At 59.2% G+C, this 13,855-nt stretch carries 16 protein-coding genes and 3 tRNA genes; 12 read left to right on the top strand and 7 right to left on the bottom strand.

The features are described from left to right. Positions 1–53 precede the first annotated feature (53 nt). Positions 54–497 (top strand): DUF5790 family protein, encoded by a 444-nt coding sequence (locus ACK3R5_RS01880; RefSeq protein ID WP_411967871.1) that lies wholly within the window; start codon positions 54–56, stop codon positions 495–497. Between the two features lie 54 nt (positions 498–551). On the opposite strand, the gene ACK3R5_RS01875 is transcribed toward ACK3R5_RS01880, so the two are convergent. From ACK3R5_RS01875 to ACK3R5_RS01855, 5 genes are all read right to left on the bottom strand, one after another. Beyond that, positions 552–1,274 carry a creatininase family protein gene (locus ACK3R5_RS01875; protein WP_411967870.1) on the bottom strand — a complete coding sequence of 241 codons (723 nt, stop codon included), beginning with the start codon at positions 1,272–1,274 and terminating at the stop codon, positions 552–554. Positions 1,275–1,342: 68 nt separating this feature from the next. Next, positions 1,343–3,280, bottom strand: coding sequence for an ABC transporter ATP-binding protein (locus ACK3R5_RS01870; RefSeq protein WP_411967869.1), 1,938 nt, complete (start codon positions 3,278–3,280; stop codon positions 1,343–1,345). Positions 3,281–3,349: 69 nt separating this feature from the next. Next, the gene (locus ACK3R5_RS01865) at positions 3,350–3,736 is read right to left on the bottom strand and encodes a DUF6713 family protein (protein ID WP_411967868.1); all 387 of its coding nucleotides are present in this window, start codon (positions 3,734–3,736) and stop codon (positions 3,350–3,352) included. 403 nt (positions 3,737–4,139) lie between these two features. After that, positions 4,140–4,409, bottom strand: coding sequence for a hypothetical protein (locus tag ACK3R5_RS01860; protein ID WP_411965772.1), 270 nt, complete (start codon positions 4,407–4,409; stop codon positions 4,140–4,142). A 40-nt stretch (positions 4,410–4,449) separates the two neighbouring features. Continuing rightward, the gene (locus ACK3R5_RS01855) at positions 4,450–4,947 is read right to left on the bottom strand and encodes a DUF192 domain-containing protein (RefSeq protein WP_411967867.1); all 498 of its coding nucleotides are present in this window, start codon (positions 4,945–4,947) and stop codon (positions 4,450–4,452) included. 95 nt (positions 4,948–5,042) lie between these two features. Here ACK3R5_RS01855 and ACK3R5_RS01850 point away from each other — a divergent pair. The 11 genes from ACK3R5_RS01850 to ACK3R5_RS01800 all read left to right on the top strand — a co-directional run bounded on the left by ACK3R5_RS01850 (position 5,043) and on the right by ACK3R5_RS01800 (position 11,182). Then, positions 5,043–5,116 (top strand) — tRNA-Val (locus tag ACK3R5_RS01850). A gap of 160 nt (positions 5,117–5,276) precedes the next feature. Further along, positions 5,277–5,672 carry a VanZ family protein gene (locus ACK3R5_RS01845; RefSeq protein ID WP_411965370.1) on the top strand — a complete coding sequence of 132 codons (396 nt, stop codon included), beginning with the start codon at positions 5,277–5,279 and terminating at the stop codon, positions 5,670–5,672. Positions 5,673–5,717: 45 nt separating this feature from the next. Further along, positions 5,718–6,398 carry a hypothetical protein gene (locus tag ACK3R5_RS01840; protein WP_411967866.1) on the top strand — a complete coding sequence of 227 codons (681 nt, stop codon included), beginning with the start codon at positions 5,718–5,720 and terminating at the stop codon, positions 6,396–6,398. 61 nt (positions 6,399–6,459) lie between these two features. Beyond that, a tRNA-Phe gene (locus tag ACK3R5_RS01835) sits at positions 6,460–6,533 on the top strand. A gap of 227 nt (positions 6,534–6,760) precedes the next feature. After that, entirely contained in the window at positions 6,761–7,429 is a 669-nt protein-coding gene (locus tag ACK3R5_RS01830) for a peroxiredoxin-like family protein (protein WP_411967865.1), read from the top strand. Between the two features lie 184 nt (positions 7,430–7,613). Then, positions 7,614–8,864 carry a hypothetical protein gene (locus ACK3R5_RS01825; RefSeq protein WP_411967864.1) on the top strand — a complete coding sequence of 417 codons (1,251 nt, stop codon included), beginning with the start codon at positions 7,614–7,616 and terminating at the stop codon, positions 8,862–8,864. A gap of 111 nt (positions 8,865–8,975) precedes the next feature. Next, positions 8,976–9,419 (top strand): universal stress protein, encoded by a 444-nt coding sequence (locus ACK3R5_RS01820; RefSeq protein ID WP_411965366.1) that lies wholly within the window; start codon positions 8,976–8,978, stop codon positions 9,417–9,419. Positions 9,420–9,597: 178 nt separating this feature from the next. Further along, positions 9,598–9,792 carry a cold-shock protein gene (locus ACK3R5_RS01815; protein WP_004057907.1) on the top strand — a complete coding sequence of 65 codons (195 nt, stop codon included), beginning with the start codon at positions 9,598–9,600 and terminating at the stop codon, positions 9,790–9,792. Between the two features lie 161 nt (positions 9,793–9,953). Continuing rightward, positions 9,954–10,148, top strand: coding sequence for a cold-shock protein (locus ACK3R5_RS01810; RefSeq protein ID WP_058571200.1), 195 nt, complete (start codon positions 9,954–9,956; stop codon positions 10,146–10,148). Between the two features lie 185 nt (positions 10,149–10,333). Then, positions 10,334–11,059: a DUF2270 domain-containing protein gene (locus ACK3R5_RS01805; protein WP_411965365.1), complete on the top strand. Its 726-nt coding sequence runs from the start codon at positions 10,334–10,336 to the stop codon at positions 11,057–11,059. Positions 11,060–11,108: 49 nt separating this feature from the next. Beyond that, positions 11,109–11,182 (top strand) — tRNA-Phe (locus ACK3R5_RS01800). 68 nt (positions 11,183–11,250) lie between these two features. On the opposite strand, the gene ACK3R5_RS01795 is transcribed toward ACK3R5_RS01800, so the two are convergent. Together ACK3R5_RS01795 and ACK3R5_RS01790 are read right to left on the bottom strand one after the other, a co-directional pair. After that, entirely contained in the window at positions 11,251–11,526 is a 276-nt protein-coding gene (locus tag ACK3R5_RS01795; RefSeq protein ID WP_411967863.1) for a hypothetical protein, read from the bottom strand. A gap of 760 nt (positions 11,527–12,286) precedes the next feature. Continuing rightward, positions 12,287–13,633, bottom strand: coding sequence for a hypothetical protein (locus ACK3R5_RS01790; RefSeq protein ID WP_411967862.1), 1,347 nt, complete (start codon positions 13,631–13,633; stop codon positions 12,287–12,289). Positions 13,634–13,855 lie beyond the last annotated feature (222 nt).

Below are 13,855 nucleotides of genomic sequence, written 5' to 3'. Positions count from 1 at the left end.
TCACTTTCACTTTCGGGGTCGTTTTTAAACCCCCTCGTGCCGAATGTGTTGGCATGAGTCAAGCGACACTCGGAGACGACGACCTGTTCGGAGAGGCGGCGGCGGAGATGCGCGCCGACGTCGAGGAACATCTCGACGAGGCGCGGGCGGTGCTCCCCGACGCCGACGACGTCTGGGACGCCGACGCCGACAACGTCCTCGGCGTCCTCAACGGCCTTCGGTCTTCGCTGAACGTCGAAGACGCGAGCGAGCACCTGCGACAGGCCAAGAAGTGGTACGTCATCGGCGAACGCGCCGACGCGTTCGACGACGCGGAGGACCTCGAAGAGGCCATCGAAGAACTCGAAGAACTCCTCGAGATGGTCGAAGAGGCCCACGAACTCGTCGGGGAACTCACGAACACGATGCCGCAACTCCGGGGTGCACTCGCCGATGCGGCGGAAGCGGCCGACGACGACGAAGAAGAAGAGGAAGAAGAGGAAGAAGAGGAAGAATAACGGAGCGGCCAACGGGCCCAGAACAGGGAGCGTCGGTGTCGAATCCCCGATTTCTCACTCGTGGCCGCGCGCCTCGACTGCGTCGAGAAGTGTGGCCAGTGCGTCTGCCGCGAGCGACTCCAGTTCTTCTCCACGCGCCGCGCCGCCGTCCGCCGGGTCGCCGACGACGCCGTTGTCGGTGAACTCGTCGGAGTCGTGTGCGAGGTTGACACCCGAAACCCACTCTCCCCACCGGTCTGCTGCTCCCTCGCGAGCCTCTTCGATTCTGTCTTCGCGAACGAGTTCGGGGTGCGTGTGCCGGAGGAGCGCCGTTTCGAGTGGCCCAGCGTGACCCATGTCTTGCGAGTGGTCACCGACGGCGTCGAACCACGTGAACGCGACTGCGTAGGCGTCACCGGTTCGTGAGATTCGTCGGCAGACTTCGGCGAGTGCGTCGACGTTGCCGCCGTGGCCGTTGACGACGACGACGCGGTCGAATCCGTGGTACGCGAGTGACTCGATGGTCTCGCGGACGTACGCGCGAAAGGTGTCAGGAGAGACCCACAGCGTCCCGTCGAAGGCACGGTGTTCCTCGGCGATACCGACCGGAATCGTGGGGGCGACGACGACATCTCCATCGAAGGCTTCGACGCCCGCTTCTGCGACGGATTCGGCGTTGAGGAAATCCGTACCGAGCGGTGCGTGTGGCCCGTGTTGTTCGGTGCTCCCGACGGGGAGGACTGCGAGGTCAGTGTCGAGGGCGGCGGCGTCAGTCCAGGTGGCCTCGGAGAGTCGCATAGCGGGGAAAATGAGTGGGGTGGCCTTAGTGGTAGGCGCTTTCGGCGGTGGGGCCGTGGGGTCGGTGTTCAGTCGTCTCCGGCGTCGACTTCGGCCTGCCGGCGGGCAGCGCGTTCGACGAACTCGTCCGGGAGTTGGTCGATTTCGCCGGCCTGAACGCCCCACAGATGCGCGTAGAGGCCGTCGGCGGTCAACAGGTCGTCGTGGGTGCCGCGTTCGACGATACGGCCGTCTTCGAGGACGACGATGTTGTCTGCGTCCTTGATGGTCGAGAGGCGGTGGGCGATGCTGAACGTCGTCCTGTCGGCAGTCAGTCTGTCGAGCGAGCGCTGGATGAGCATCTCCGTCTCGGTGTCCACGTCCGACGTCGCCTCGTCCAAGACGAGGATTTCGGGGTCTTTGAGGATGGCACGGGCGATAGAGACACGCTGGCGCTGGCCACCGGAGAGTTTCACGCCGCGTTCGCCCACTTTCGTGTCGTAGCCCTCCGGAAGGTTCGAGATGAACTCGTGGGCTTCGGCGGCCTTCGCGGCGGCGACGACGTCCTCGTGACTGGCGTCGAACGTCCCGTAGGTGATGTTCTCTTCGACCGTTCCGTAGAACAGGAACGTCTCTTGGCTGACGTAGGCGATGGACTCACGGAGACTCGACAACGCCACGTCGCGGACGTCCTGTCCGTCGATACTGACGGCACCGTCGTCCACGTCGTACATCCGCATGAGGAGTTTGAGGACGGTGGACTTGCCAGCGCCGGTCGGTCCGACGAGTGCGAGCGTCTCACCGCCACCGACGTCGAACGAGACGTCGTCGATGATGGTCTCGCCGTCGTCGTAACCGAAGGAGACGTGGTCGTACTCGACGCGGCCTTCGGAGACGGTGAGGTCCGGGGCATCCTGCTTCTCGGCGAGACGGGCAGGTTCGTCCATCAACCCGAAGATACGCGCACTCGACGCGTGGGCGCGCTGGTACATGTTGATTATCTGCCCGAACTGGGCGAGTGGCCAGACGAACTGCTGCGTGAGCAGGATGAACGTGACGAACTCACCGACTGCCAGCGTGCCCGTGAACGGGCCGGGTCCTTCGCCGTTGATGACCCAGAGACCACCGACGACGAACGTGAGCGTAAACCCGATACCGGCGAGGATGCGCAGTGCCGGGAAGAACTTGATACGGGTGTTGATGGCGTCCCAGTTGGCGTCGAAGTAGTCCATCGAGACGTCGTCGACGCGGTCCGATTCGTGCGTCTCGGCGTTGAACGTCTTGATGACCTGGATGCCACCGAGGTTGTTCTCCAACCGAGAGTTGAGTTTGCCGACAGACGAGCGGACGTCGGCGTACTTCGGTTGGATGATGTCGACGAACTTCCACGTGAACAGGGCGATGAGTGGGACCGGAAGCAGGGCGACGAGCGCCAGTTGCCAGTTGTACGACAGCAGGACGACGGCGATGGCGACGACCATCACCGAGAGACGGAAAAAGGAGTTCATGCCGTCGTTGAGGAACCGTTCGAGTCGGTTCACGTCGTTCGAGAGGACGGACATCATCTCGCCGGTCTGTTTGTCGGCGAAGAAGTCCATGTTGAGCAGTTGCATCCGGTCGTAGGTGTCCACGCGGATGGCGTGCTGGATGTTCTGCGCGTAGGAGTTCCATCCCCAGTTTCGTAACCAGTGGAACACCGCACCGCCGGTGAAACTGAAGACGATGACGCCGACGGCGAGGAAGAACTGCCCGGACTGTGTCGCGGGGACGAACGGTTGAATCCACGCTTCGGGGATGACGGGGACTGCCGCCGCGAACGACTTCTCTTGTCTGATGATGGCGTCGATGGCGAGGCCCAGAACGACCGGTGGGACCAGGTCTAAGACGCGGGCGGCGATGCTGGCGAGAAAACCGACCAAGAACTGAAGCGTGTTCTCACCGCCGTATTCGGAGAACAACCGCCGCATCGGGTTTTCGACCCGGTCTCTCTGGTCTTCGAACGGGTCGTCGTCTGTCTCAGGGGACACGACAACGGTTCAGGGGGCGCGCGAAGTAAAGTGCTCGGGTGCGGGTGGCCCCCGCCGGTTTCTCGTCGGTCAGTTCGCCGGGCGGAGCGCGCGGACGGTGACGACGCCCTGTGCGACAGAGAGGACGAACGTCAGCGCGATGAGCGCGAGCGAGACAGGGAGTCGGAACTCGGGGCGGCCGAGTGCGAGGAAGTAACTGTGCGCGACGACGGCGAACAATCCGGCGGCGGCGAGGAGCAGCGAAAACTGGTACCCGCGTCGCTCTCGCCGGACGAGTCGGCGAAATCCTTCGAGGAAGACGAGGACGACGAGGAGGTTGAGCAGATTGAACACCTGAATGCCGCCGGGGATTCCGAAGAGGGCCCACTCCTCCCAGTACGCGGAGTCTATCTCGTGGGTAATGAGCACCGCCAGATTCAGAGTATACAGTCGAACCGTCCACGTGTGGTCGTCCATTTGGCACCTTCTACGTGAGAGATAGACGGTGAGACGTATGAAAACTGTCCTACAGATTGGCTCTCGGCTTCCCAGCCCGGACCGTCTACGCATACCGGCCATCCAGAAATACCGAATTGAATTCAACTCAAATAATACAAGTTGTAGTTTATTGTAGTATATTCAGAAAGTTTTGTTCAAATCAACAGTTTATTTGTCTCGTATGAGAAAGTGCTCTGACGCTGGGGTGCCTCTGAAGACACCAGCATCGTCACCACTTCGGGATGCCCGGCCCGGACGTGGTGGCTGAGGGATTTCCCTCTCACACGTTCATCCTGTAGGCTCGACTGAGAGCGGGGGCTCTCCACCGTTCTCCGTGTCAGTGACTGGGGGGAGTGTGGCCTCTGTCGGGGCCGGTGGCCGCCTACAGAACTCTCGACTCTATCTCTGGGTCGAGTCCTGATTCGGCTAAGTCCTCCCGTACTCGTGTCCGAAGCGGGTCTGGGACCGTGTCGCGTCCGACTGGAACTGCAGTCTCGCCGTCGCCCTTTACTTTCCAGTAGAGGACGCAGTTCGAGGGTTCGTAGTACTCGATGCTGTAGGCGTCGTCGGCACCGCGGTAGTGGACGCGAGCGGCGAACTCCTCTGCGAACCAGCCTTCGAGTTCGGACAGCGCGTCGACGTGGTCACCCATGTTCACACAGAACGTGTCCATCCCTTCGGTCGTTTCGCTTTCAGTCGAGGACGATTCGGTCGCCCTCTTCGATACAATTGTCGTTCGTGTAGCCGTACGGGACTTCGAGGACGTACTTCCCAGTCCCACGGTAGCGAGTGAGGTCGGATTCGCTGGTCCCCTCGGGGTCGAGTTCGGCGTGGTGGATACGCGTGATGGTCCCGTTTTCGGCGACGAAGATGATGTCTATCGGGAAGTCCATGTCACGCATGACGTAGGCGTACGTGTCCGAGGAGTCGTGGACGAACCACATCCCCTCGTCCGCCGCGAGCGACTCGGTGTCACTCAATCCGGTGTAGCGTTTGGCGTAGGTGTCGGCTACGCGGGCGTCGACGCTGGCCAGCGTCTCGCCCGTCTCGTCGTCGACGACTGTCAGCGTGGTTCGCTCGTAGTCGTCGGTGGCCCCCGGCGCGATGGCGGGGTTCGAGAGGTAGGCCACGCTGGCGACGACGACGAGGACGGCCGTGACGAAGAGCGCAGTTCGTACACGCGAGGTCATTCGTTCGTGTTGTACGTTCGCAATCCGTCTAAGGGTTCCGGGGGTCGGTCGAAACAAAAACCGTTATTTGCGCGAACCGGTTCGATTGAGTTGCAGGGCTCGTGGTCTAGTTGGTTATGACGCGGCCTTTACAAGGCTGAGGTCGGTGGTTCGAATCCGCCCGAGCCCACTTCTGACGACACAACACGACGAGCGAAGCGAGGAGTCTGTGTCGGCTGAGTGGGCGACACGGATTCGAACCAGGGAGCGAACGCAGTGAGCGACCGAGGTTCGAATCCGCCCGCAACCACACGAACCCTTTTAGCCCAAAACGCGCCCACTCCAGAGCAGTGACACTCATCGAGACGCTCCGTGAACACCCACGACGCACGCTCGTCGTCCTCGGATACGCACTCGCCGTCTTCGTCGCCTCAGTCGTCCCGACGCCACCGGGCGGCCTCACACCGACTGGACCGTTCGGCGTCGTCGGACTCGACAAGTGGGTGCACGCAGTCGGGTACGCCGTGCTCGGGTTCGGGTGTGCGTCTGCACTGCAGGCACGGCAGGCACGCGAGATGGGCATCGCAGTCGCCGCCGCCGGACTCTTCGGTGCGACTATCGAACTCGTCCAAGCACTGGTCCCGTACCGGTCGTTCAGCCTGTTAGACATGGGGGCGAACGTACTCGGAGCGTTCGTCGGCGTCGTCCTCTGGTACGCCGTTACCAGATTACAAACTGGCAGGTAGCGTTATCACACCCCCCTGTCTAACACCACCCGAGAAGTGAGGCACATGGGCACAAAACGCATACTCCGGGCATTCGGGCGGGCACTCGCGATTGCGGGCGTCGCACTCGCTGGCGCGTACCTCTTCGCACTCCGTCCCTGGCACAGGCGATGGGGAACGACGGACACCGAAGCGACGGGCGCACTTCCCGGCGACGACTTCGTCGAGGACGCCGACGTAGAATCGACGCGGGCGATTACGATTGCGGCACCGGCACGGGACGTCTGGCCGTGGGTGGTGCAGTTAGGACAGGGACGCGGAGGGTTCTACAGTTACGAACGACTGGAAGACCTCTTCGGGTTGCAGATACACAACACCCGAAGCATCCTCTCCGAACACCAGCATCTGGGCGTCGGCGACGAGGTGCGACTCGGCCCACTGGGGGCAAACGCACCGTCGTTCCGCGTCGCGTTAATCAACCCGGGGCGGGCGCTCGTCTTGAGCGCACCGGGGTGGGAAACCGGAGAGAGCACCGCGACGTGGACGTTCGCGTTGCACGACGTCGCCCCCGGCGCGACGAGACTCGTCGTTCGGTTCCGTGGGCGGTCACCGTCGCTTCGGGCGCGTCTCGTGAACCGACTCGTCGTCGAGCCCGTCCAGTTCGCGATGGAGCGGAAGATGCTGAAAGGCATCCGCCAGCGGGCCGAACGGGCACGAGCGAGTGCGACCGAAGGGCGGCGGCGCTGACCGAACGCCGACGGGCGATTCGAAAGTCTTTTTCGTCACCTCCGGCTTCGGGAGAATGCGAGCCGCCTTAGCTCAGACTGGGAGAGCACTCGACTGAAGATCGAGCTGTCCCCGGTTCAAATCCGGGAGGCGGCACTTCTCTGAACCTGCCCACCGAGCGAAGCGAGCGTGGCAGGTTCTGCAAGTGCGACCCGAGCGGATTTGAACTCGGGAGCGAAGCGAACGCAGTGAGCGAAGTGACCAAAGTTCACAATCCGGGAGGTGACACGGTGTTCTACACGTGGGGCGCATCCAGAGCGAGTGACATAGCCGAGAACGATCATGTGAACGATTAACTCGGTTGCCAGCGTACGTGTAGCGTTATGCAGAGTGCTGACGAGAACGTCGAGGAACTGGTGTCGAAGGCAGAAGCTGAGTGGACGAAGCGATACGAAGCAGGGCCGTCACGCCTCCGATGGACGGAACTCCCCGTGCAGGTTGGCGACGACGCACCGGATGCCGAACTGACAGACCTGCAGGGGGAGACACGGTCACTGAGCGAGTTCTGGTCCGAACAACCGACAGTCGTGATGTTCTGGCGCCACTTCGGGTGTAACTGCGGTATCGAGCGTGCAGGGCGATTAGCAGCGGAGTACGATGACTACCGCGACGCCGGTGCGCAGGTGGTCGTAGTGACGCAAGCCGAGCCTACACGGTCGGCCGAATATGTCGAGCGACGTGGCATCGAGTGTCCAGTCCTCTGTGACCCGGGACGAGAGACGTACGACGCGTTCGGACTGTTGGATTACGACCTCCCGCAAGTGTTCCAGGGGGCACCCGACGAGTTTCTCGCGCTGGACTCCGAAGCGGGTGCCGGCCTAGCCGCGGACCGTCGTGAGATGGGACAGAATATGGTCGACAACCCGTGGCAACAAGCAGGCGAATTCCTCGTCGATACCGACGGTCGAATCCAGGTGAGCCACCGGTACCAGTACTGCGAGGACTACCCTGACCCCGGCGTCTTCCTGACTGCGCTTCGGATGCTCGAGTGAACGGCTCGTCTCGACTCGGTTCAAATCCGGGAGGCGGCAGGGAAGACACCTGACGGAAACACAGTCAAAACCGTCCAGAGCTCGTGAACGAACCGACCGATTTCACCTTGTAGGGCTCAGTTAATTGTCGTTTGGTGTCTGTAACGCACGCATAACAATACAACATACTTGTCAATTGGTGCCAATGACTGGGCCCGCAACTCCCGACGACGAGTGGCCGCTGAACAGACGGTCCGCACTCAAGTTGACAGGTGGAATTCTTCTCGCTGGTGCGCTCGGCGGACAGGCCGGTGCTGTTCATGGGTTCGACACAGCACAACGGGTGTATCGCGTGAAACAGGGAACTCGCGAGTTCGAAGTCGACGTGCTCGTGGGCGAGACACCCGTTCGAGAGCTCTACGACCTTCGCATCCCGAACTATTACGGCGGCGACAACGGGTCGACAGACCCCGGAGAGGGGCCGTACTACGAGTCGGCCGGGCTCTCGTATCTGTTAGAAGAGTCGTCGACGGTGATGTTTCTCTACGATGGCCCGGATGGCGTCAGTCTCGTGGCCGTCCACGGCGGTGGAAACAGCGAAGGGAACGTCACGTGGCGCGTCACCGGCATCCCCAGTACCGCCAAATGGCTCGTAAAGGACGACCTGTACACCTACCCCGACACGGGTGAAATCGCCAGTTCGAACAACGACCGATGGGACGTAAGTGGCAGCGAACACGTCGTCGACTGGACGTGGCGAAACAGCCAGACAGACGGCGGCGTCGTCGGCTATCTAGACGGCGAGTTCTCCATCACTATCGACCCGGCGTACAACGAGGCGGCGACGTTGTACGGAGAATTATACGAAGGCGACATCACCTCGTGGCAGGTTCTCACCGGTAGCTGGGACAGTCTGACTCGGGTGTCGTTGAACCTCCAGGACCCGGTGACGATAACCTGTGAGACAGTCGTCGAAACCGAGACGCCGGTCACACCCGAACCGGAGGAGGAAGAACCGACAGAGTCGCCAGAAGAAGAAGAAGATCCGACTGAAGAGCCCACTGAGGAGCCCGAAAGTCAGGATGAAGAAGCGGAGACGGAGAAACCGGAGTGGAAGGAAGACCGGGACGAAGCACGCGAAGAGTGGAAAGAAGACCGAGACGAGTGGCAGCAAAAGCGCGACGACGGCGACGACGACTGGAAAGAGGCCCGCGACGAAGCACGCGAAGAGCGGAAGGAAAAACGCGAGGACTGGAAAGACAAGCGGGACGAGTGGCAGGACGACAAGGACGACGACGACGATGACGACGATGATGACGATGATGACGACGAACGCGACGGCAAAAGGGGCAAGAAGGACAAGAAGCCAAAGAAAAGTAAGAAGCCAAAGAAGGGAAAGAAGCCCAAGAAGCCAAAGAAAGGCAAGAAGGGAAAGAGGGGCAAAGGGCGACGATAACGACGACTAGGTGACGAATCGTCCGACTCACCCACCTAAACCACCGAGACGACTCTCACGTCGAGAGAGTGAGAGTGTCAATTCATTGTCTATCACGGTGTACAGGTACGTATGACAGACCAACCAGCGACTCGTATCGACTCGATTCTCGTTCCAACCGACGGCAGCAAAGCAGCGAAGCGTGCGGCGAAGCAGGCCATCGAACTGGCGAACGAGTACGACGCGACGGTCCACGCGATGTACGTCATGGACATGGGCGACGTCAACTACGTGGCCGTGCCGAGCGACATCGCAGAGACGCGAGAGCGACTGACGAAGAAAGGTCGGAAGTTCGTGACGAGCATCGAAGAACTCGCCACCGAAGCAAACGTCGAGTGTGTCGGCGTCGTGAAATCCGGCGTCCCAGAACAGGAGATAATCGAGTACGCAGACGAGATGGATATCGACCTCATCGTGATGGGAAAACGTGGGCGCAGCGACCCCGACAAACCACTCATCGGTTCGACGACGAACCGGGTCGTCGGACACACCGACGTCCCCGTTCGGGTCGTCTAAACAGTCGGTGCGAACGGGTTCACACACCAGAGATTCGGGACGACAGGAACTGGTGGTCGGCAGACACCACTATCCAAAAACGGCGGTTACGCGCCACGGAAGCAGTAGATTCGAGTGTGCTACCTCAAAAGCTCCCTTCACAAGGTTTATACGTTCGACGCGGCTGGATGCAAAGGCAATGGCGAAAGGTAAGGTTGATTTCTTCAACGACACTGGCGGTTACGGTTTCATCTCTACTGACGACGCGGACGACGACGTGTTCTTCCACATGGAAGACGTTGGCGGCCCGGATCTCGAAGAAGGTCAGGAAATCGAATTCGACATCGAACAGGCCCCCAAGGGCCCCCGCGCGACGAACGTCACCCGCCTCTAAGCAGGTCTTCGTTCACCGCCGGTAACTTCACACACTGACGAACTTTCTTCCGTTTTTCACCACTCGTGAGCGGTTGCGTTCGGTACGCAGTCATTCGATTCTGAACGTCAGGTGAGACAGGCGGAAAGGTTAACCGTTCACAGGGTCGTTATACAAAGGCAATGGCGAAAGGTAAGGTTGATTTCTTCAACGACACCGGCGGTTACGGTTTCATTTCCACTGACGACGCGGACGACGACGTGTTCTTCCACATGGAAGACGTAGGCGGTCCAGACCTCGAAGAAGGTCAGGAAGTCGAGTTCGACATCGAGGACGCCCCAAAGGGTCCTCGTGCGACGAACGTCAAGCGACTCTAACCCGGTCCCCGTAACACCACAGACGTATCGATTATCAAGAACTATTTTCTACATCTACGAGCGACAGCACTACCTCCCGGGGGAGGAGGAATTTTGTAACGATTTGCAATACTCTACACCAGAACGTCGCCAGCCGTAGGCAGAAGGTTCATACGGCTCCGCAGTTGTGCATAATATGAACAACAATGTCTGCCGAGAGGGAGAGCGCACCCCAACCCATCCCGCCTGATTCACACATCGGTGCGGACCTCTTCGACGAGACGATGGGGCCGGGTTCGTCGTTCGCCCACCTGTACCGCGGAGAGATTCACCGGATGAAGTCGTGGCGCGAGCGACTCGACCGGACGAGTAACTGGGCGATTACGTTGATGGCGGGGATACTCACGTGGTCCTTTTCTGCACAGTCGCACCCACACTACATCATCTTGCTCGGCCTCGTGACGCTGAGTATCTTCCTCGGAATCGAGTCCCGGCGGTTCCGAGCGTACGACATCTGGCGCTCCCGAGTGCGGATGTTCCAGCAGAACGTCTTCGCGTACGCACTCGACCCGGAAGGTGGCGTCGTCGACGAGAATTGGCGGCAGAAACTCGGCGGTGACTACCGGACGCCGAACATGAAGATACCGTTCGAGGAGGCGGTGGCACACCGACTTCGGCGGGTCTACCTCCCGTTGTTCCTCGTCATGCTCGTCGCCTGGGTCGTCCAGTTGACGACGTATACGGACCACGCGAGTCTCGTCGCCAGCGCGGGCGTCGGGGGCGTCGCCGGTCACATCGTCGTCGCCATCGTCGCAGGGTTCTACGCAATCCTCGTCGGCGTCGCGTTCCGTCCGCGCGAGTGGAACGTCAACGGTGAACTCATCCCGAGTGAGGTGACGGGATGGGAATCGCCCGAACGCGACGAAGGGTAGCGTCGGAATTCGAAATGGTTTTTTCTCCCCTCTGCATCTGTCGGGTTGCGCCGCCTTAGCTCAGACTGGGAGAGCACTCGACTGAAGATCGAGCTGTCCCCGGTTCAAATCCGGGAGGCGGCATTATACTCACAGTTCAAATGCCTGCGTAGCCGTGCTGCTTGCGGTGCCGAGTCCAGTCCCTCGGTGATTTACTCCATAATATCCGGCACCGCCATCGGCAGCATCACGATGTGCGTTGGACCGAAGTCCACCTTGACGATTTTTTCTTCCGCCTTCATCGCTGAGATGACCTCAGTCATCTTGCTCGAAAACCACGGTAGCTTGTCGAGGAGCTCCTGCTGTGTGAGCTTCCCATTGTTCTCGGCGAGCATCATGAGGACCATCTCTGAGTTTGTCAGGTGTTCGTCTAGCTTCTCTGCGACACTCCTTTTTGCGTCGGTGTCGTCAGTATCGGTTGCTGTCATGCTTGGCAGCGCGGTCCGGTGTTCCAGCACCGGTCCTTCTCAGGCGTTCCGCGCATATCCATATCCGTGCGTGACTAGTAAGTAAGCTAGGAATTTTCGGCATTCAACATCTCTGGCAGAATCGGAATGTTGTATATATCGCTTATGATGGTCCGTCGTTGGTCGTTATCCCTGTCGCATTGATAGCAAGGTAATGCCGGATATTACCGTTTCAGACAACAAAATTCGGTTTGAGGAGCAATCAAGAAGAGCGGATAGGTCTGGAACTAGGGGGCTGGACATTGAGCGTTGGGCGCGAGAGAGGTTTGGTTTGAAAAAGGATCGGTGTCGGTTTTATGATGCGATAAGGGACGACGGATACAGAATCGAAATCAAAGCAACGAGACGCCATCTACAATCCGGGAGACGTGGGGCGTTTCGGTTTCGAAGGTATCAGCACTACGCCCTCCGTCGGAGATCTCGGTATTTGCTCGTCGTGTATTCAGTTAATCACTTCTCTCTCCTCGGTGACATTGACGTGGAAGAGTACACAATTCATGGGTGGGACTTCATTCCAAAGTGGGACGTGGATGACGTTCTGAGCCACCAGAGCTGGTACCACACTCTCCACCCCACACTCGGGCACATTTTTGAAGCCTGTGCTGATTGGGAACGATTTCCTGAACTCCACGACCGAGTATATGGACTGTCTAGTTCTACAGGCTGTTGATATTTCAAAACGGTCCTTGCTAGTCTTCACAACTCTACTGATCTGGCTCAGTTAGTTCTGTGAATTGTGCAACCCGTACTTTGGAGGGACTTTCATCCGGTCGCCAAAGTCAACGAGTTCGACCGTTTTCGCATCTTCATCGACAGAAACCACCAGTCGAATCGCGCTGGATCTGCTAAGCTTGATGTAGCGGTACGAGTCCCGACCATTATTGACTCCTTGCCAGTCCTGAGCTTCGAACGACTCTTTGATTTTATCGATGCGGTTGTCAAGTAACTCCTTGGTGTTCCAGTCTGCCCCCTCATACTTGCGATCGTACTCATCGGTACTCGAGATTGCATACTCGATTTGACCACCCAATGCGTGGACCCCTGGCTGGTTTGTGATAGTGTCTCTCGTCGAGGCATACCGGTCGTCATCCGAATCACCCTCACGTCTGGTGATATAGAGTGCAATTCGATCAGGGATGGCACGCTCGATATCGGTGGAGAAGGGAAGGTGCCGGCTCAGTTCAACTGGGGGCTGGCCGTAAGGTCCTCCAGAGCTTGGGCGAAGGCCCCGTGAGAGTTCGAGACAACCATCCTCAAATATCGAATGGCCAGATGTGTGGCTCGGTTTATTGGGGGAATCGAAGGCTTCCACTGTTCGCGAAAAAAGCGAACCAAACAGCGTCTCAGGTGCCTTGTTTCGGCATGCTTGACTCCGTGCGACGTACTGGTGTGCAACAAATCGTGGGAGGTCTGTCTGGGGTGCGTCGATTACTCGATGCTGGTCGAAGTACGAGATATAAGAAACATCATCGCTGGCATCGGCGGTGTACGCAGCCAGCAGCTCAAACTGGTGGTGGAACCACTGATATCGACGGAAAATTTCGTAAGCGAGGTCAAAGGCCGCTTCCTTCGACTCAAACGCGGACGTAAGACTGTCCAGTTCAGGTCCTGCGACGAGATATCCTCGATCGAGAGCACGTTGGTCTCCGTCTTGCTGGTCACGAGCGCGAGGCTGCTTGCTCCAGTGATAGAAGAGATGACCTAGATAGCGAATTCCACGCTGGCTGATGTATATCCCGTAATTGTCTGGGTCGATATGAAACGGAACGTAAGTCGAGAAGGCGTCAAGCCCAAACTGGCTGACGAGGGCGTCCCAAGTTCGTTCGATGCGGTGGATGTTCTCATCGATAGGAATTGTTCCTGGAGGTGCAGTGTCATCAACGTCAAGTCGGTACTCAAACACCGAGTCAGGAATTACGTGTTCGTCTGTGTCCTGACCGGTTTTATTCTGGAACCGACGGACGGTGTCTGGAGGGGCCTCACCATCGCGCAACGGGCGTTGGCTTCCGGAATAGCTCTCTCCGTCAGCGTACCGCGAGAGAAAGTCCCGGAGGTCGTCAATCTGCATAACTGGTAGTTAAGTGGAGCCAACTTAATCCCCAGTCCCAGTAATGATGCGAGGCCGGGAATAGCTCTTGTCCTTGACTGGTGTTCCACTCCGATACGCCACGTTCACTTTCACCTTGGCTTACACGAGTTTAAGTGTCTGCCGCCGGGAGAATTGTTTACTCACAAACACAGGGTCCCAGCCTGATTCGGCATTCCCCGCTTTGCTGCGGATTCACTCCGG

Source organism: Haloferax sp. YSSS75, assembly GCF_046764215.1.
GTDB lineage: Archaea > Halobacteriota > Halobacteria > Halobacteriales > Haloferacaceae > Haloferax.
Note: the sequence above shows the minus strand (reverse complement) of the source record. Positions and strands in the feature narration are given on the sequence as shown.